Below are 18,013 nucleotides of genomic sequence, written 5' to 3' on the forward strand. Positions count from 1 at the left end.
GGTGGTATTTATGCGTTTTGATCAGGTGGAGATGCAAAACAAAGAGCTGGAAGCGATTTTGAATGCGTCATTCGACGAAATTTTCGTCACCGATGCCAGAGGGTACGTGACTCGCGTCAACGCGGCGTGCGAGAGGTACTATCAAATTCCGGCGAAAGACCTCGTCGGGAAACATGTCAAAGAACTGGAAAAAATGGGAGTTTTTTATCCCTCGGTCACACCCCATGTCATGCAGAGCAGACAGCCCGTTGAAATGTTCCAACGCACACAAAAAGGGCGTTATCTGCTCGTGCGGACTCGCCCCTTATTTGACCAAGACGGCCAACTGTACCGAATCGTCAGTTTTTCCCGGGATTTGACCGACGTCATTCAGTTAAATGAGCGGATCAAAGAGCTGGAAGGACAGCTAGAACAGTATAAAAAGGAACTTGACGACAGGGTCGAACTGAACGGGATTATCGCCAACAGCCAGAAGATGCGAGACGTCCTCCACCTGGTGAACAAAGTGGCGCGCGTGGACAGCACCGTGCTCCTCACGGGGGAGACGGGCGTCGGTAAAACGGTCATCGCGCGGGCGATTCACGATTTAAGCGAGCGGCGCGGCGGCCCGTTTAACTACGTGAACTGCGGTTCACTCCCCGATTCCCTCATTGAATCGGAACTGTTCGGGTATGAGCCCGGTTCGTTTACCGGAGCGGCACCGCACGGACGGCAAGGATTGATTGAAAAAACGCAAGGCGGGACGTTCTTCCTGGACGAAATCGACGCCTTGTCCCTCTCCATGCAGGCGAAGCTGCTCCACGTGTTGCAGGAAAAACACGTTCGTCCGATCGGTTCCAGCACGTATGTGAAGGTCGACGTACGCTTCGTCGCGGCCAGCAACAAACAGTTAGAACAACTGGTGGAGGAAGGGGCGTTCCGGGAGGACTTGTACTACCGATTGAATGTCGTCCCCATTGAGATTCCCCCGTTGCGCGAACGGAAGGAAGACATCATTCCTTTGGCGTACCACTTCCTCGATTACTTTAACCGCCAGTACGAGCGCAACGTACAGTTTTCCCCCCAGTTGCTGTCTGCGTTCCTGGATTACTCGTGGAAAGGAAACGTTCGGGAAGTGTCCAATGTGGTGGAGCGGTTGGTAGTGACGGCCGATTCCGACGAAGTGACGTATCGGGATCTTCCGCCCTTTCTCAAAAAACCTTCCGCAGAGGGGAGGGGCACTTTAAGAGAGATGCTGGAAGCCGCGGAAAAAGAGATTATAGTCGAAGCGTACGCCAAACACCCTTCTTCCTATCAACTGGCGGAAGCCCTCGGGATTAGTCAATCGTCCGCCATGCGCAAAATCCGAAAGTACGTTCAGAACGAGAAGAGCCGGAGTGAAAAGGATTGACTGCAATAGGATGGTGTAGAACTTAGGAGAGGATGTTCGTTAAATGCTGCCACCTCCGCACGCAACGTTCACAAGTTGCGCCACGTTATGTGAACGCAAGTCGTTTCATCTGTTTAAACCGTATTTCTTCATCCGCCTCATAATGGCCGACTGGGTCATTCCTAACGCTTTGGCCGCTTTTCGGGTCGAACCGTGCTTTCGCAAAGCCCGTTGAATCCACTCTTTTTCAATGCTTTCCAGCAATTGGGGAAAGGTTTCGCAACCGTGCGCGTCTTGCTTGATCCAGGCCAATGGAGAGGCCTTTTTTAGCGAATCCGGCAAATCGTTGGCTGAAATTTCCTGTTGGGGAGACGTAATGATCACACGTTCTACCAAGTTTTCAAGTTCTCGTATATTTCCCGGCCAATCGTAGTTTTGCAAGACGTCATAAGCTTGAGGAGAAAATGTTTTGTTTGACCCGTAAATACTGTTGAATTTATTTAAGAAACTTTGTGCCAAATGGACGATGTCGTCCTTTCTTTCGCGCAAGGGCGGAATGTGAATGGGGAGCACGTTTAGCCGGTAAAATAAATCCGTCCGAAAGCGGTTTTCTCGCACGAGCTTCTCCAGATTTTGATTCGTGGCGGCGATGATCCGGATATCGGCGGTTTTGGACTTTGTGCTGCCCAGTGGCAAATACGTCTTATCTTGTAAAAGTTTGAGCAGTTTCGGCTGGATTGAAAGAGGAAGCTCACCGATCTCATCCAGAAAGAGCGTCCCCTTTTCCGCTGTTTCCACAAGCCCGGTTTTGCCGGTGCGGCTCGCTCCGGTAAACGTGCCTTTCTCGTAACCGAAAAGCTCCGATTCCAGCAATGTCTCGGGGATCGTACTGCAGTTGATCTCGACAAACGGCTGTTTGTTGCGGTGACTGAGCTGGTGAATGAATTGGGCAACCGTACTTTTCCCGACCCCCGTCTCCCCGGTGAGTAGAACGGTCGTATCCACCGATGCCACCCTTTCGCACAGATCGAGGAGCTCTCTAAAGCGTTTGCTCTTTCCGACGAGATCGCTGGACGGTTCCGAGGATTGGACCAGCATTTTCATTTTGCGCAGTTCTTGACTGTATTTTCGCAATAGCGCCTCCGTCTCCTCCAACTGTAAAGACGTGCGGACAGCTTCTGTAATGTCGCGAGAGTGGACGACGACGAGCTCTATGTCACCGTTTGGACTTTTCAACAAATTTCCCGTCACCAGATGTTTCTGTCCGTTTTTGGACGTTTGAACCGTACTCACGGTCCTCTGTTTTTCTAACGTTAAGCGCGTGACGGACGGATAAAAGACCTTCTCGTTTTCCAACTCACGGACGTTCCGCCCGATGAGTTCCTCCCGCTTTCTCCCGATTATTCTTTCACTGGCATCATTGAGCCAAATCGTCTTTCCCCTCGCATCCGAAATGTAAATCCCATCTGAAAGCGTATTAAAAATGTTAAAAGTACGAACATATTCCTTGATTTCCGACATTTTCATTTCCCCCTCTGAACTCTTTAGGGCATCCGAATCGATTTCAATTCATTATAACAAATAATCGGCGATAATAGGGTTTTTACGAATCGGAATCGTTTCATCGAGTTGAATTCGGTTCAAATCCTCTTTCGAAATGGCGGTTTGAGCCACAAAAATGCCTTCAAAACTTCATTAAAAAGTCAATTTACTTGGCATATTTATTGCATATTCCTGTAATACCTACGAATTTGAGAAGAAGGTGAAGGTACCATGAAAGAATTCCCTTCGATTAACCGCGCGAGGCTGGAAGGCACGATCGAAGCAAGCGCTCGCATTGGCGCCACAGACGACGGAGGCCTCCATCGCCTTGCCTTGAGTGATCAAGACAAGAAGATGCGGGATTTGTTTGTGCAATGGTTAAGGGACGCTGATTTGGATGTAAAAGTAGACGATTTGGGCAACATTTACGGTTACCGCCCAGGGGCGAACAAATATTTGGAACCCGTTGTTCTAGGTTCCCATTTGGATACACAGCCGAACGGGGGGCGCTTTGACGGTGTTCTCGGCGTTTTGAGTGCACTGGAAGTGGTCCGAACGTTTAACGACTGGGGATAGAGACTGAGAGGACGATTGTCGTCGCGAATTTTACTAATGAGGAAGGGGCCCGTTTTGAGCCTTCCATGCTGGGCTCAGGAGGCCTTTCAGGCGTCTATGATTCCGAATACATTTTCTCCCGACAAGATCGAGACGGTCGAACGTTCGGCGAAGAACTCCAACGAATTGGATACAAGGGAAAGCCGGAAAACCGCCTGAAGGACATTTACCGTTACGTTGAGCTCCATGTCGAGCAAGGCCCTTATCTGGAGTCCAGCGGCCATTCGATTGGGGCTGTTGAAGGGGTCCAGGGCATCGCTTGTTTGCAAGTCAATGTGAAAGGAGAACAGGACCATGCGGGGACGACACCGATGGAGACGCGCAAAGACGCACTTGTAACAGCCGCGAAAATGATAGCGGATCTCAATCGGTTAGCAAGAGAGAGCGACGAGGGCACCAAAGTGACGGTCGGGCGCATGTCTGTCGAGCCCAATGTGAGTAATTGCGTACCCGGTGAAGTCACCTTTACTGTGGATATTCGGCATTATGATGATGAGATTCGCAACCGCACGATTGAAATGGTAAAAGACCGTTTAGGAACCTTGGCCGGCGTGGAAGATGTGGAGTTGCAAATCGAACTGTTATGGCATACGCCTTCCACCGCGTTTGCCAAAGACGTTGTGAATCTCATTCTAGAAGGGGCCCAGTACTTTCGTTACCCTGCTCGGACGATCACCAGCGGTGCCGGCCACGATGCTCAACATATCCACAAAATAGCACCGTCGGCGATGATCTTTGTGCCAAGTGTTCACGGTAAAAGCCATTGCGCAGAAGAGTTTACCGCTATGGACGACATCGAAAAAGGCGCGAACACTTTACTGTACGTCACCTATCGACTAGCTGGTCATACAAAACCGTGAAAGGGGATGAGCGTTTATGAATTTCCACGTATTCGTTCTGTTTTGGAACGCCCTCTTCGTGACGATACTCTCTTCGGGGATTGTGTTGTGGATATTGCGCAAACAGTACCTGCCGGTCATCAAGAAGCTGGAGGAAGAACAGCAACAGAAGGATGCTGACAAGAAAATGGACAACTGAGGTCAAAACACCGCGCTTAAAGGAGGAGTTGTCGTTTGGTTAATCTCGTATTTTTTACGGTTCTCGTCGTATACGTTGCCGTTGGAGCTTTTATCACGCGTTACGTCAAAAACAGTGACGACTTTTACATCATGGGAGAAAAAGGTTCCACCGTGTTGATCGTGGGCACACTGGCTGCCACATATTTGAGTGCGACCACTTTGATGGGCATAGCCGGCCAGTCTTACAGCGAAGGACCGTTGATCATCGCGGCCTTAGGGTCTTTTGGCGCCTGGATCGGGACGCTGCTCGCAGTCGTTTACGTTGGGCGGAGAATGAAAGCGATAGGCTGTAAAACGATGCCGGATTTCTTTGAGAAGCGCTTTAATCATAAATGGGTCAGCACTGTGGCGATTCTGATCATGATTGTCGGTCTGCTTGGCTACGGCGTAATCCAATTCATCGGTGCCGGCTTGATTATAAGCGAGATCACGAATATTTCCTTCCCAGTTATAATTGTCGCTTTCACCGTTGCCATGCTCGTCTTTTCTGCTTTGGGCGGCATGTTCGGCGTCGTGGTCACTGACACGTTGATGTTTTTTACAATGCTCGCGATCTCCGTCGTGATTGCCCCGATGATTATCGGACAAGCCGGTTTCGAGGAAATGAAAGGGTTATCTGAAACGTTGAGTGGTTATTGGACCGTTCAGGGAGCTGCCGATCGACCGTTAGGCTGGTCCATCTCTCAATTCCTTGTATGGATTTTGTTTTTTACTTGCATGCCGGCACTAGTGTCAAGGGTTTTTCCCGCCAAAAACGATTTTGTTATTTTAAAGGTGGCCATCATCGGGGTGTTTTTCGCGCCTTTCATGCAACTGACGGTCTTTTTGGCAGCTGCTGGTTTGCAAGTGTTGCAGCCGGGGATCGAAGATACGGATAAAGTGATGGTCATTGGCTTTCTTGAGCACACCCCGTCTTTTGTCGCCGGCATTGGGTTAGCCGGGGTCATGGCTTCCATTTTGTCCACCGCCTCTACGCTGTTCGTCCTGCTCGGCTTCGCCTTGTCGCGGGACTTGTACGAGAAGTTGTTCAACAAAAAGTTGTCCGAGCGCCAGAGTCTGTTAGCAGGCCGCATGGGCCAACTCATTGTGGGTGCCGTTGTGTGCGCCATTGCCATCGCCCGCCCTTCAGCCATATATTGGATATCGATCTACGCGGGATCCATTTTTGCCGTTGGATGGTTGCCGACCATAGTGGCCAGTTTTGAGTGGAAGCGGATGAACAGTAAAGCAGCGCTGGCGAGCATGATAACGGGCGTGGCGAGTTTTATTGTCGTGGGAGAGTTAGTCAGTGCAGGATGGGTTACATTACCGGAACACATCGATGAGCTCATGATTGCCCTCATGTTTTCAGTGATTGCATTAGTGGTGACTGCCATGCTGACAAAACCCAACCAGTACGAATTGAACTATTTCCAACAGATGAAAAACACTAGCATGTCCCAAATTACCATCAAGGAAGTTTTATCTAAACCTGATGGTTTGATGGAGTTGAAGAAGCAGTACAGGTTCATTGTCATGTATGCCGTCGTTTTCACTGTCATTTCTGCCGCAATCTGGGGGTATTTCTTCATCAAGCTAGGTTTGTAAAAAAATGGTTTGTTGTCAAATAAAGCTGTAGAAGGAAAGGGGATAACATGACGGATTGGAAAGAAAAGATTATATCCTGGATGGAACGTGCGGAACCTGTTGCCACGAAGTGGTTGAGTCAGCTCGTACAGTGCGACAGTACGACTGGACGTGAAAAAGACGCACAGCGGATTACGCGGGACATCTTAGTCGAGATGGGTGCCAAAGTCGACATGTGGGAACCGGAAGGAGATACGCTGATAAACCATCCTTTGTTTAATACGACGAGGACTGATTTTACAGACAGTCCGAATGTCGTCGGGGTGTTTAAAGGAACAGGTGGCGGAAGATCCATGATCTTAAACGGCCACATTGATGTAGTGCCAGAGGGTGACCGGGAACAGTGGGAGAGTGACCCTTGGAGCGGAACAGTGAAGAAAGGGAAACTTTACGGGCGCGGCAGCACGGACATGAAAGGGGGCAATGTGGCTGCTCTGCTGGCGGTCAAGTGTTTGACAGACTTGCGTGTCCGGTTAAAGGGGGATGTGATTTTCGAAAGCGTGATCGAAGAAGAGAGTGGAGGGGCAGGCTCCCTTGCAGCGGCGCTCCGTGGATACCGCGCAGACGCGGCCATTATCCCCGAACCGACGGACATGAAAATATTCCCGAAAACGCAGGGTTCTATGTGGTTCCGGCTATACGTGCCAGGCTTGTCTGCCCACGGGGGAACGCGGTACGAAGGCGTCAGCGCCATCGACAAAGCGTTTCTCGTCGTCCAGGCCATTCGCAAGCTGGAGGAGGAGCGGAATGCTGAGATTCAAGATCCCCTCTATGCCCAAACGCCGATTCCTGTACCCATTAATATCGGGAAAATCAAGGGTGGAAGCTGGCCGTCGGCGGTTGCCGACGAAGTCGTTTTGGAAGGGAGGATGGGTGTCAAACCTGAAGAAGACCTTGTTGCTGCCCGTGAATCTTTGGAACGCGCGATACGTAAACTTTGCCAGCAAGATGAGTGGTTGGAGAAACATCCGGTAAAAGTTGAATGGTTCGGAGCTCGATGGGTCCCGAGCAACTTGAGTTCAGAACACCCTTTGATTCGTTCGCTGAGTGAACAGTATCAAACGGTCATGGACCAAGAACCAGAGATAGAAGCGTCACCTTGGGCGACAGATGCTGGCATGTTGCAGACAGCAGCGAAGACACCGACTGTTGTGTTTGGACCTGGCGTCACGGCGGTAGCTCACTATCCAAATGAATACATCCCTCTGCAGCGGATTCTGGATTGTGCGAAAGTGATCGCTCTCACGTTGATCCATTGGTGCGGGATAGACGACTGTTAAATTTTTAGCGGGTCAAACCGCTTTTTTTTTGTTTTGGGCCAGGGGCATGTGGAGAAGTTAGGGCTAGGTTAGTCTGTCGGCTTGTCAGGCAATTTTTGATAAAATGGCAAGTAAACAAAGGCACAAAGGAGTTAACACCTATGATCTCTTTGAGCGTACTCGATCAATCCCCTATTGCTAGCGGGAGCCATGCACGGGAGGCGCTGCGGCAAACGGTTCAACTCGCCCAAGCGGCGGAGCGGTTAGGCTATAGGCGGTTTTGGGTGTCCGAGCACCACGATGCGACGACGCTGGCAGGTTCGACGCCGGAAGTGCTCATCGCCCACCTGGCAGCTCGGACGAAGCGCATCCGTGTAGGCTCCGGCGGTGTAATGCTCCCCCATTACAGCGCGTACAAAGTGGCGGAAAACTTCCGCATGTTGGAAGCCCTCTACCCGCACCGAATTGACCTAGGGATTGGACGGGCCCCTGGCGGGATGCCCCTTGCGACGATGGCACTGAATGAAGGAAAGGAACGCCATGTCGATATCTACCCTCAGCAAGTGGAAGATCTCATCGGGTATTTAACGGATTCCCTCCCCGACAACCACCGTTTTCACGGGCTCACGGCAACGCCTGTCGTAGACTCGGTTCCGGAGATGTGGCTCCTCGGTTCTAGCGGCGGGAGTGCGACAGTCGCGGCCGAAAATGGGATCGCCTATTCGTTTGCCCACTTTATTAACGGGGAAGGTGGGGAAGAGGTCGTGCGGGCGTACAAGCGGCAGTTCCAGCCGTCGCCACTCCTGGACGAGCCGAAGACGAGTGTGGCGATTTTCGTCGTCTGCGCGGAAACTGACGACGAAGCCGACCGCATCGCGTCCAGCCTCGATTTGTCTCTCTTAATGATCGCCAACGGGCAAAAATCGGACGGAACGCCGACGATAGAGGCGGCGCAATCGTATCCGTACACCCCGTTTGAGTTGGCGCACGTGCGGGAAAACCGCAAGCGGATGATCGTCGGCAGCCCGGCGACGGTGAAACGACGCATTGAGGCGCTGGCTGCAGCTTACGACACGGAGGAAGTGGTGGCTGTGACGATTACGCACAGTTTTGAACACCGCCTCCGGTCGTACGAGCTGTTGGCCGACGTCTTCCAACTGAACTGATGGAAACCGATGTCCGCAAAGCTGTCACGTGACGATAAATGGCCGTTTGGACAAAAAAGGAAGGGATGTGGCATGCTTTGTCGAATGTGACATACAAGAAGAGTGTGTCAGGAGATGACAAAGGAGGCTTTTTCAGATGAAAGCGATCGTTTTGAGAGAGATTGGCGGGCCACAGCGATTGAAATACGAAGACGTGGACGACCCGACCCCCAGTCGGAAAGAAGTGGTCGTCCGCCTGCACACAGCGGCCCTCAACCGCCGGGACGTCTTTGTCACGTACGGGCAGTATCCGGGAATCCGGTTGCCGGCCATCCCCGGCTCCGACGGTGCGGGGATCGTGGTGGACGCAGGAGTTGAGGTGAAGCATGTCGCAATAGGCAGTGAGGTGGTGATCTACCCCGGACTGGACTGGGGAGACGACGTCGGGAAGAAGGGCCTCCACTTCCACATTCTCGGCGTGCCGACTGACGGAACATTCGCTCAGTACGTGAAAGTGCCGGCGGAGAACGTGTATCCCAAGCCTCCGCATTTGTCCTGGGAGGAAGCAGCGGCTTTGCCCCTCGCCGGATTGACAGCTTACCGCGCCCTTGTGACGAAGGGTCAGGTAAAGAAAGGGGAGACTGTCCTCGTCCCAGGCGTCGGCGGCGGGGTCGCCACGGTTCTGGTTCAGTTTGCGAAAGCTCTCGGCGCACGCGTGTATGTCACATCCAGTCAGGATGAAAAGATTGACAGAGCGAAAACCCTCGGCGCTGACGGGGGAGTGAATTATACCGAGGAAGACTGGCCGAAAAAATTGAAAGAGTTGACCGGCGGTGTCGATCTCTCGGTCGACAGCATCGGCGGGGACGTGTTCGACAAGCTCATGTCACTCGGGCGCATCGGAAGCCGTATCGTGACGTTCGGCGCGACGAAAGGACCCGTGCCGCAACTGGTAATGCCGAAACTGTTTTTGAAGGAAATCACCGTGCTCGGAACGACGATGGGCAGCCCGCAAGAATTTCGGGAAATGCTCGCCCTTGTGGAGCGGCACCGCATCCGCCCTGTCCTGGACAACACGTATCCACTGACTGACGTGTCTGTTGCGATGCACCGCATGGAAAAGGGCGACAACTTCGGGAAAATTGCCCTCTCGATTCCCTAGCCATGTCTGAAAAACGCCATTTTGCTGTAGGAGTGGGAGACAATGGTCCATGAAACGCCTATCCGCGTCCGATTCGGAGAAACCGACCTGCTCGGGCATGTGAACAACGTCAGTTTTTTCTCTTACCTGGAGCATGCCCGGGTCCAGTTTTTTAAGGAATTGACTCGTCAACTGGATCACAAGACGTGGCGGTATATTTTAGCTTCGATCAAATGTGATTTTTTGGCTCAGGTGTATTTCGATCAATCCCTTCGCGTCGTGACAAAGGTGAGCCGCATCGGCAACAAAAGCTTTGACCTGGAGCAGCCGATTGTTGACAGCGAAACAGGGAATCTCGTGGCGAAAGGACATTCAACCATCGTTTACTTTGACTTTAAAGAACAAAAGAGCCAGCCGATCCCGGAGCACATCAGGGAAGCGCTGGCCCAGTACGTGGAGTAAAACCTGCAGACCCCCGACATGATGCGCTCGTGGTTCGGGCATCCATTGACGATTCGCGTACTGTAGCGATTGGCAAGGAGTGGAGCTTTGATGACGGATGGAAAGGACGACATTCGGCGACGGGTGTGGCGCGCGATGGAGGAGAAAAAAGTAGGGCGTTTTCCTTTCCCGCTCCAGCACCGCATTCCCAACTTTAAAGGAGCGGAAGTCGCGGCAAGGCGCATTGCCACACTGCCGGTCTATTCTAAAGCGGAGACGGTCAAAGTTAACCCTGACGCGCCGCAACTGCCTCTGCGGGCGCAAGTGCTCGCTGACGGCAAAACGCTCCTCGTCCCTACGCCCCGGTTGAAAGCTGGTTTCATCCAAGTGAAATCGGAGTGGGTGCCACCGGGAGAAGAGAGGAAAGCGGCGAGCTTAAGCCGTATGCGCGCGTACGGACGAGAACTTCCCCTCTCTGAACTCCCGCGTATCGACCTGTTTGTCGTCGGGTCTGTCGCTGTTCACCGTGACGGGCGCCGGTTGGGAAAGGGAGAGGGGTACGCAGACAGGGAATACGCCATTATACGCGAACTCGGTCATCCAGAAGTGCCGGTGGCGGGAACTGTTCACTCTATCCAAGTGGTGGAGGACGACTTTCCAGTTTTTCCGCACGATTTGACAGTGGATTGGATCGCCACGGAAAAAGAACTGATCGAGACGAAGTCGCCTTACCCCAAACCGTCAGGTATTGAGTGGGGCGATGTCACGGAAGAAGAGCTGAAAGCGATGCCTGTTCTGGAAGACCTCAGACAGACGCTCCGACAGGAGAAAGACTGACATGGCGCACGGAATACAATTTTTACATTGATCAAGGACTGCCATTGGACGGTAGTCCGCTTTTTTTAGCACATTTTTGCTCCTTTTGTCCCATTTTGAAAAGATAAATTATTGCTACAATGAAAAGACGAGCGAAAAGTGACAGGTTTTGAAGGATGGCGGCGAAAATGACTCATAGAGTAAAGAGGGTTCGACATTGGATGCGAAAACAGTTGGACTCTTTGTACCAGTTCTGGCAGGGGGTCCTTGAGAAGTACCCGATCATCGTCACCGTTTATACCATTTTTTCGTGGATATCCATCTTCGTGTTCCTGCTCAGTTTCATTTTTCTGGAAGATTCCCGCACGGTGTTTGTCCAGTTTTTGTGGTCGTTTTACGTCTTGTTACAGTTTTGGTTAATCTGCCGGAGTAAGACTCTCCCGTGGAAGCGGTACGTGGCATTTTTTCTCGCTGGCGCATGGCTTGTCGCGCCGTTTACGAATGGCGTCGTGCAATTGTTTCACCTTGTGTTCGGCGGTCAAACGTCAGATTTGTGGAGCACAGCTGTTTTGACGCCAATCGCGGAAGAAGTGTTCAAGTTGATCCCGGTCGGCGTTTATTTGTTTTTGTCGCGGCGGGCGTCGTCCCTCAGTCTGTCCGATTATGTCCTCATTGGAGCGGCAACGGGCGCAGGGTTTCAATTTTTGGAGGAGACGGCCCGCCGTCTCACGTCCGGCTTTATCGGGTACGGCCAATCACTGTTTGGCCAAGTCATTCAATGGGACGTTTTTTCCCTGTTTCCCGGGTATTTTGAAGAAAGTTTTTTGCCGACGCGAATGACGTCCAGCCATGCCGTGTTGACGGCGTTAGTCGTGCTCGGCATCGGAATCGCGGTCAGATGGCGTCGCCGTTTGAATCTGTTTGCCTACGCCATTCCGGTCGTATTTCTAGCGCTCGTGACGTTAGACCACGCGGTGTGGAACGGGCAGTACAGGTTTCCAGATTGGGTCCTGTCTGTCCACGATGCGCTGGGGAACGGTTACGCCGCGAAACCGTTGCTCCTCCTCCTCATCGCCTGTGCCGTTGCGCACGATTACTGGGTGCTGAACCGAATTCGCCAGGAACTGCCCCTCCTCAACGGGGAGGTACGGTTGAACCCGTTCTCGGAACTGTGGGTGTTGTGCCGCGCTTTCGTGAAGGAACGGTATACAATCGGATACTTGTGGGCGTTTTACCGGGAGCGGAAGGAACTCGGGTTTACGTTGCTGTACGGCAATGACGAAGCCCGGGAAAACCTTCCGTCCCTCCAGGAAAGTGTACGGAAATGGTACATCCCGCTCATCGCCTTGGCGTGTGTATGTGTGATTACCTTCACCCTTATCGTGTGGGTCGGCACTTGGGTGACGTCTGACCCGGCTTGTTTTGCGTGTCTGTTCGACGGTTTGCAAAGGTGGTGGGACGGTTTAGAATGGTACGAGAAAGGGGCGCTCGTCCTGGGAGCGTTTGCCCTGTCGTACCCGCTTTTGGGCTTCTGGTCTGCCGTCGGGCTCGCAACGACGGCCGTCGGCATCGCGGGCAGCGGAAGGGAAATCGCCGATGTCATCCGTCACCCGGACAAACTGCGCGATCCCGAGTACGCCCTAGCTGCCATTGTCGCCGTCGGGCTCAGCCGCATTCCCGGGGCGAGAATTGTCACCCGAAAGGTGTTGCCGACGGCGTCCGGGCTCACGCGGTATGAGCTGACGACGGCTGCCGGTCTCACGTACCGTGTGACCCTCGGGAGCCGCGGTGAGCTGCGGTCTGTCTTCGCCAAAATCGAGCCGCACCACATCGGCAGAGGGTCTAACACGAATCAGGCGTCTCGGGATTTTGCCCGTTCGCTGGGGAAACCGACGGACGACGCCGGCCACGGTATCGGCAGAAACCTCGGCGGCCCTGGAGGGAAAACGTCGTTCAATATTTTCCCCCAATCCCCCCATGTCAACAGGGGAGCTTTCCAACAGTTTGAACAGCAAATTGTCAGGGCCGTCCAAAGCGGAAAAGACGTCTTCGTCCGGGTGGTCCCCAAGTATGCCCCCGGCGCTACGCGGCCCCACGAAATTTATTACTACGTGCGCATCGACGGAAAAACCGTTCTGCGGGTATTCCCGAATCCTTAAAGGGAGGGCATAAATATGCAACCTTGCTACGTGTTAAAGGCAGATGAATCGACGCAAAACCAAGCGGAAAACGATCTCTCTTTTGTCGGAGGGCTGCCGCGCATACCGGAAGGGGAAGAAATGCCGTCTTGCCGCTTGTGCGGAGCTCAGCTAACGTTCTTTTTTCAAGTGGCATTTCCAGAGGATCACGTGTGGGCGAACCGAACGATGGCTTTGTTTGCCTGCACGTCGTGTGCACACGAAAACCATTTTATCCCTGAAATGCTGGATGGTCCCTCGCCGGTGCGGATATTCCCGAACATTTTTTAACGTCTTACCAGAAAAATTTCAGGATCTTAGTGTTTGACACGGATCGAGGGGTTGTGCGGAGTGAGTATGAGCCGAAGGTCGCCTTTAAGCGGTGGAAGCTCGTCTCTTCACAAGCCGGAGCACAGGAGCACAAAATCGGGGGCGAACCGAACTGGCTCTTGGAGGATGAAGCGCCGGCAACGTATCGGCAAACGGTCCCGATGTTTTTTTTAATGCAGTTGCTGGAAGGCTTCACGTTTGAGAAGTTGCCCGAGGCCCCGCCGCAAATGACCCTGGGGCTCACAGGCGAACCAGAACCGTCTCGCGATCCGTTCTACCGGCTGTTTCTGAGCAATAACCTCTACTTTTTTGGAACTGAAGACGGTGAGCCACTCGTGTACATCCTCACCCAGATTTAAAGTGAAGTGGGTTTCCCCGATGTACGCGATGGAAGCGAGGCCCTTCACGGCAAAAAAGGGGCGATGTAGGTTTTGACGCGGTCGATGGGGATCGCAAAGCCGATGCTTTGCGACGGGTAGACGATGGCGGCGTTAATGCCGATCACCTCTCCGAGGACGTTGACAAGGGGCCCACCGCTGTTGCCAGGGTTTATGGCGGCATCGGTTTGAATCACTTCGCCGTAATCCCGTTCCGTCGTGTGCAGGCGGCGGTCGAGCCCGCTAACGAGGCCGACGGTCGCCGTTTGATTTAGCCCTAGCGGATTCCCCAAAGCGAGCACCCACTCGCCAACCTCCAGGGAAGCGGAAGATCCGAGTTTGCACACGGGTACCGGTCCTTTCACCGGGAGTTTTAACACGGCCAAATCCCGCTTTGGATCTCGCCACGCAATGCGTGCTGCTGTGGTGTTTTTTTGTCTGTACGTTTGGACCTGAATCAGATCGGTTTGGCCGACCACGTGTTCGTTCGTCAGGACGTACCCGGCCGGATGGATGAAAAAGCCGGACCCGTAGTGGCGTTTAGGGGCGTCATCTTCAACGTGTACATCCGGGAAAAACAGGCGCAGCCACTGCTTATCGAGAGTGGCATGCGTGCTTGGTCGGGAATGGGTGACAATGGAGACGACACTCGGCAACACTTTGCGGACGACGCGGACAAAAGTGTTGCTCGGATGGTCCGCGGAACGGGAACGCATGTGTGTCGGGATGCGTTTGCGTTTCATCCTGCTCCCCCTTGCAGTCGGTACAGTGTATGCAGGGAAGGAGGGGATAGGCACGGGGCAAACTCCTAATTTGACATTGGAATGTGAACTGTTCAATCGTCCGGGATCGATTTATAATGGATGCAGGTACGGGAGTAAGAGAGTGAAAAGGGGAAGTGGACGTCATGGTCGATGTGTCCTTGCGACGGCTGAAGACGAAGGACGAACTGGAAGAGATGCAAAGGCTGGAGGAGATGGTGTGGGGGACAGCCGCCATCCCCTTTCATCAACTCCACACCGTGAATCACAACGGCGGTCTCATTATCGGAGCATTTGTCGATGAAGAGCTGGTCGGGTTCAGTTACGGTTTTCCGGGATTTTCGAACGGACGCGTTTACTTGTGCTCTCACATGTTAGCGATTCACCCCCGGTACCGGGACCAAAAAATAGGAGAGCGGTTAAAACGGGAACAGCGGCAGCAAGCTGCCGAACTCGGCTACGATTTGGTGACGTGGACGTACGATCCACTGCAAACGCGAAACGCCTATTTGAACTTGCACAAACTGAGAGGGATTGGAGCCGTCCAGTTACCTCATCACTACGGTGAAATGGACGATGCCTTAAACGAAGGGCTGCCGTCAGACCGGTTTCTCGTAGAGTGGTGGATCGACAGTCCTCACGTCTCTCATCGCGGCGCTTCAATGACAGTCCCGCCCGTGACCGCAGACAGAAGTCTGCTCCGGGCAGAAACGAAACTCAGCGGATTTCCAGTGGCCCACCCTGGCCGCGAGTTTGAAAGTGACGAAGGGGTCTGGTTCGTACCAGTACCGGAAGCGTTTCAAGCGTTAAAAAAGCACGACCTCCCCCTTGCCCGTGACTGGCGGATGAAAACGCGTGACGTTTTCGGCCAGTTGCTTGAGAACGGCTACGTTGCCGCAGACGTCGTGCGCGGACAGGAAGCGGGCGTTTGCCATTACGTGTTTGTTCCCCGACGTCAATTAAAGATTTAATAAAGGAGCAAAGTCCTTTCCCCATAGAATCATCCATGAATGGAGCTGAGCCGAATTTATGGATACGACCGTTGATCGCCTCCGCCCAGAATTAATGCAGATTTTTGAACACCTTCACCGCCATCCGGAAACGAGTTGGAAAGAGTTTGAGACGACAGCTTACATCAAACAGCACCTTGAAGCGCATGGCTGCCGCACCCGAACGTTTTGCGGGATACCGGGTGTCGTCGGCGAAATAGGGGCGGGCCACCCGAAGGTGGGCATTCGGGCCGACATGGACGCCTTGTGGCAGGAAGTGGACGGGGAATTTCGCGCCAACCACTCCTGCGGGCACGATGCCCACATGACCATGGTGCTGGGGACGCTTATGGCTCTTTCGCGAAGGGACGCCTTACCTCAAGGGACGATCCGCTTTATTTTTCAGCCCGCTGAGGAGAAAGGAAACGGCGCTTTAAAAATGTTGGACTTCGGGGTCGTCGACGACCTCGATTACCTTTACGGCGTGCACGTCCGGCCCGTCCAGGAAGTTGAAGACGGGAAAGCGGCTCCCGCCATCCTGCACGGAGCCGGATACTTTGTCGAAGGGAACATCACTGGGGAGGACGCGCACGGCGCCAGGCCGCATTTAGGGATCAACGCCATCGAAGTCGGAGCGTCCCTCGTGCACAAACTGGCCCATATTCACGTGGACCCGGCAGTGCCCCATTCCGTTAAAGTGACGAAGTTTATAGCAGGGGGTGAAAGCGGGAACGTTATTCCGGGAAATGCTTCTTTCAGTATAGACGCCCGCGCTCAAAAAAATGATACCATGCGGGAAATCAAGGCAAAAGTGGAAAAGGCGGTTCAAGCGACGGCACAGTTTTACGGAGCGGACATCCGGCTGACTCGTGCGGCGGAGTTGCCGGCAGCCGAACCGCATCCGCAAGCGATCGCGTATATGGCTGAGGCGATCAAAGAAGTCCTCGGCCCAGAACATTGTGTCCGTCCCCTGGAGACGACGGGCGGAGAAGATTTTCATTACTATGGGGTAAAGCGGCCTCAACTCAAAACGACGATGTTGGGTCTCGGTTGCGACCTTCAGCCGGGCTTGCATCATCCCCGGATGACGTTTAACCGCGAAGCTGTTCTCACAGGCGTTAAAATATTAACCTGTGCCGTTTTGAAAACGATGGGAAAGAACCGTGATGAAAGGAGAAACGCGTATGCGTAACATTCCGGTCAAGCCTGCCAAAATCGTACTGAGAAAGGTGAGCATGAGATTAAAAGCTCCCTTTACTACGAGTTTCGGAACGATGCAGGACAAAATGTTTTGCCTCGTTGAAGTCGTGGACGAAAACGGCCATGTGGGATGGGGGGAATCGGTGGCAGATGACACCCCTGCTTACAGTGAAGAGACGACTGAGACCAACTGGCACATGCTGGAAGACTTTCTCATTCCCCGCCTTCTAGGAAAGGAGATCGATCACCCCGACCGGGTTTCAGAGTGGTTTCAAGACATCCGGAAAAATAACATGGCTAAAGCCACGCTGGAGACTGCCGTGTGGGACCTCTATGCGAAGAACAACGAGATGACGCTGCGGGAGGCGTTAGGCGGGCAAAAGTCTGAAATCGAAGTGGGGGTCAGCATTGGAATTCAGCCTGACGTGGGGACCTTACTGAACATCATCGAAGAAAAACTGGAGATGGGCTACAAAAAAATTAAAGTAAAAATAAAGCCCGGGAAAGATGTTCACGTCTTGCGCGAGATACGCAAAGCGTTTCCCGACATTCCCTTAATGGCCGACGCGAACTCGGCGTACACGCTTGAGGACGTCGAACACTTACAAAAGCTGGACGAATTTAACTTGATGATGATTGAACAGCCCCTCAACCACGACGACATTGTAGACCATGCCGTGCTGCAAAAAAGGGTGGAGACGCCCATTTGCCTCGATGAGAGTATCGTGTCTGCAGATGCCGCCAGAAAAGCGATTGAACTGGGAAGCTGCCGGATTATCAACATCAAGCTGGGCCGTGTGGGCGGATTGACGGAGTCGAAAAAAATACACGACCTCTGTGAAAAGCACGACATTCCCGTCTGGTGCGGCGGCATGTTAGAAGCCGGAGTCGGCCGGGCGCACAACATCGCGCTGACGACTCTGCCCAATTTCACGTTGCCTGGCGATACGGCGCCATCCAGTCACTACTGGGTGGAAGACATCATTTCACCTGAAGTGACGATGGACCACGGGGTCGTCAAGGTGCCGGATGGACCGGGCATCGGCTTTGACGTCAACCGGGAGACACTGGAACGATACACGACGCGTATAAAAGTGTTTGACTAGATTCGGTTAGGCATATCCCTCCGCCCTGTCCATATATATG

The 18,013-nt window shown here is 53.1% G+C and carries 18 protein-coding genes; 16 read left to right on the forward strand and 2 right to left on the reverse strand.

The annotated features are described in order from the left end of the window. Window positions 1-10: 10 nt before the first annotated feature. Window positions 11-1,390 (forward strand): sigma-54 interaction domain-containing protein, encoded by a 1,380-nt coding sequence (locus B0W44_RS09685; protein ID WP_077719861.1) that lies wholly within the window; start codon window positions 11-13, stop codon window positions 1,388-1,390. Window positions 1,391-1,495: 105 nt separating this feature from the next. On the opposite strand, the gene B0W44_RS09690 is transcribed toward B0W44_RS09685, so the two are convergent. Further along, window positions 1,496-2,890: a sigma-54 interaction domain-containing protein gene (locus B0W44_RS09690; protein WP_077719862.1), complete on the reverse strand. Its 1,395-nt coding sequence runs from the start codon at window positions 2,888-2,890 to the stop codon at window positions 1,496-1,498. 252 nt (window positions 2,891-3,142) lie between these two features. On the opposite strand from B0W44_RS09690, the gene B0W44_RS18545 reads away from it, so the two are divergent. From B0W44_RS18545 to B0W44_RS09740, 12 genes are all read left to right on the forward strand, one after another. Beyond that, complete coding sequence (locus B0W44_RS18545) at window positions 3,143-3,487, forward strand: hypothetical protein (protein ID WP_228440935.1); 345 nt, start codon at window positions 3,143-3,145, stop codon at window positions 3,485-3,487. 14 nt (window positions 3,488-3,501) lie between these two features. Then, window positions 3,502-4,386: a Zn-dependent hydrolase gene (locus B0W44_RS09695; protein ID WP_237087457.1), complete on the forward strand. Its 885-nt coding sequence runs from the start codon at window positions 3,502-3,504 to the stop codon at window positions 4,384-4,386. Between the two features lie 16 nt (window positions 4,387-4,402). Further along, on the forward strand, window positions 4,403-4,564 hold the full coding sequence (locus tag B0W44_RS18135; protein ID WP_169835516.1) for a hypothetical protein: 162 nt from the start codon (window positions 4,403-4,405) through the stop codon (window positions 4,562-4,564). A gap of 35 nt (window positions 4,565-4,599) precedes the next feature. Next, complete coding sequence (locus B0W44_RS09700; RefSeq protein WP_228440938.1) at window positions 4,600-6,192, forward strand: sodium:solute symporter family protein; 1,593 nt, start codon at window positions 4,600-4,602, stop codon at window positions 6,190-6,192. A gap of 47 nt (window positions 6,193-6,239) precedes the next feature. After that, window positions 6,240-7,511: a peptidase gene (locus tag B0W44_RS09705; RefSeq protein ID WP_077719863.1), complete on the forward strand. Its 1,272-nt coding sequence runs from the start codon at window positions 6,240-6,242 to the stop codon at window positions 7,509-7,511. 140 nt (window positions 7,512-7,651) lie between these two features. Next, window positions 7,652-8,656, forward strand: coding sequence for an LLM class flavin-dependent oxidoreductase (locus B0W44_RS09710; RefSeq protein ID WP_077719864.1), 1,005 nt, complete (start codon window positions 7,652-7,654; stop codon window positions 8,654-8,656). 136 nt (window positions 8,657-8,792) lie between these two features. Then, on the forward strand, window positions 8,793-9,797 hold the full coding sequence (locus B0W44_RS09715) for a zinc-binding dehydrogenase (protein WP_077719865.1): 1,005 nt from the start codon (window positions 8,793-8,795) through the stop codon (window positions 9,795-9,797). Window positions 9,798-9,839: 42 nt separating this feature from the next. Continuing rightward, window positions 9,840-10,238: an acyl-CoA thioesterase gene (locus tag B0W44_RS09720; protein WP_077719866.1), complete on the forward strand. Its 399-nt coding sequence runs from the start codon at window positions 9,840-9,842 to the stop codon at window positions 10,236-10,238. Between the two features lie 90 nt (window positions 10,239-10,328). Next, window positions 10,329-11,054 carry a 5-formyltetrahydrofolate cyclo-ligase gene (locus tag B0W44_RS09725; protein ID WP_077719867.1) on the forward strand — a complete coding sequence of 242 codons (726 nt, stop codon included), beginning with the start codon at window positions 10,329-10,331 and terminating at the stop codon, window positions 11,052-11,054. Between the two features lie 200 nt (window positions 11,055-11,254). Further along, window positions 11,255-13,192: a PrsW family glutamic-type intramembrane protease gene (locus B0W44_RS18550; protein WP_228440942.1), complete on the forward strand. Its 1,938-nt coding sequence runs from the start codon at window positions 11,255-11,257 to the stop codon at window positions 13,190-13,192. Between the two features lie 15 nt (window positions 13,193-13,207). After that, window positions 13,208-13,501: a hypothetical protein gene (locus B0W44_RS09735; protein ID WP_077719869.1), complete on the forward strand. Its 294-nt coding sequence runs from the start codon at window positions 13,208-13,210 to the stop codon at window positions 13,499-13,501. 53 nt (window positions 13,502-13,554) lie between these two features. Then, window positions 13,555-13,899 carry a hypothetical protein gene (locus B0W44_RS09740; RefSeq protein ID WP_149026974.1) on the forward strand — a complete coding sequence of 115 codons (345 nt, stop codon included), beginning with the start codon at window positions 13,555-13,557 and terminating at the stop codon, window positions 13,897-13,899. Window positions 13,900-13,943: 44 nt separating this feature from the next. Here B0W44_RS09740 and B0W44_RS09745 read toward each other — a convergent pair whose 3' ends face one another. Beyond that, on the reverse strand, window positions 13,944-14,660 hold the full coding sequence (locus tag B0W44_RS09745; protein ID WP_077719871.1) for a S1C family serine protease: 717 nt from the start codon (window positions 14,658-14,660) through the stop codon (window positions 13,944-13,946). 164 nt (window positions 14,661-14,824) lie between these two features. On the opposite strand from B0W44_RS09745, the gene B0W44_RS09750 reads away from it, so the two are divergent. The 3 genes from B0W44_RS09750 to menC are packed head-to-tail and all read left to right on the forward strand — an operon-like array spanning window position 14,825 to window position 17,973. Further along, window positions 14,825-15,649 carry a GNAT family N-acetyltransferase gene (locus B0W44_RS09750; RefSeq protein WP_077719872.1) on the forward strand — a complete coding sequence of 275 codons (825 nt, stop codon included), beginning with the start codon at window positions 14,825-14,827 and terminating at the stop codon, window positions 15,647-15,649. Window positions 15,650-15,707: 58 nt separating this feature from the next. After that, window positions 15,708-16,859 carry a M20 peptidase aminoacylase family protein gene (locus B0W44_RS09755; RefSeq protein ID WP_077719873.1) on the forward strand — a complete coding sequence of 384 codons (1,152 nt, stop codon included), beginning with the start codon at window positions 15,708-15,710 and terminating at the stop codon, window positions 16,857-16,859. Further along, window positions 16,852-17,973, forward strand: a complete 1,122-nt coding sequence (menC, locus tag B0W44_RS09760) for an o-succinylbenzoate synthase (RefSeq protein WP_077719874.1) — start codon at window positions 16,852-16,854, stop codon at window positions 17,971-17,973. Before B0W44_RS09755 ends, menC begins: the two co-directional genes overlap by 8 nt. The last annotated feature ends 40 nt before the right edge of the window (window positions 17,974-18,013 follow it).

The organism is Novibacillus thermophilus (assembly GCF_002005165.1).
In the GTDB taxonomy this organism is placed as follows: Bacteria; Bacillota; Bacilli; order Thermoactinomycetales; family Novibacillaceae; genus Novibacillus; species Novibacillus thermophilus.

Excerpts from the sequence above, each read along its gene's own strand:
- B0W44_RS18135 (WP_169835516.1), top strand. The coding sequence starts at position 4,403 with ATGAATTTCCACGTATTCGTTCTGTTTTGGAACGCCCTCTTCGTGACG.
- B0W44_RS09705 (WP_077719863.1), top strand. The coding sequence starts at position 6,240 with ATGACGGATTGGAAAGAAAAGATTATATCCTGGATGGAACGTGCGGAA.
- B0W44_RS09725 (WP_077719867.1), top strand. The coding sequence starts at position 10,329 with ATGACGGATGGAAAGGACGACATTCGGCGACGGGTGTGGCGCGCGATG.
- B0W44_RS09750 (WP_077719872.1), top strand. The coding sequence starts at position 14,825 with ATGGTCGATGTGTCCTTGCGACGGCTGAAGACGAAGGACGAACTGGAA.
- B0W44_RS09720 (WP_077719866.1), top strand. The coding sequence starts at position 9,840 with ATGGTCCATGAAACGCCTATCCGCGTCCGATTCGGAGAAACCGACCTG.
- B0W44_RS09745 (WP_077719871.1), bottom strand. The coding sequence starts at position 14,660 with ATGAAACGCAAACGCATCCCGACACACATGCGTTCCCGTTCCGCGGAC.
- B0W44_RS09715 (WP_077719865.1), top strand. The coding sequence starts at position 8,793 with ATGAAAGCGATCGTTTTGAGAGAGATTGGCGGGCCACAGCGATTGAAA.
- B0W44_RS09755 (WP_077719873.1), top strand. The coding sequence starts at position 15,708 with ATGGATACGACCGTTGATCGCCTCCGCCCAGAATTAATGCAGATTTTT.
- B0W44_RS18545 (WP_228440935.1), top strand. The coding sequence starts at position 3,143 with ATGAAAGAATTCCCTTCGATTAACCGCGCGAGGCTGGAAGGCACGATC.
- B0W44_RS18550 (WP_228440942.1), top strand. The coding sequence starts at position 11,255 with ATGCGAAAACAGTTGGACTCTTTGTACCAGTTCTGGCAGGGGGTCCTT.
- B0W44_RS09690 (WP_077719862.1), bottom strand. The coding sequence starts at position 2,890 with ATGTCGGAAATCAAGGAATATGTTCGTACTTTTAACATTTTTAATACG.
- B0W44_RS09685 (WP_077719861.1), top strand. The coding sequence starts at position 11 with ATGCGTTTTGATCAGGTGGAGATGCAAAACAAAGAGCTGGAAGCGATT.
- B0W44_RS09710 (WP_077719864.1), top strand. The coding sequence starts at position 7,652 with ATGATCTCTTTGAGCGTACTCGATCAATCCCCTATTGCTAGCGGGAGC.
- B0W44_RS09735 (WP_077719869.1), top strand. The coding sequence starts at position 13,208 with ATGCAACCTTGCTACGTGTTAAAGGCAGATGAATCGACGCAAAACCAA.
- menC (WP_077719874.1), top strand. The coding sequence starts at position 16,852 with ATGCGTAACATTCCGGTCAAGCCTGCCAAAATCGTACTGAGAAAGGTG.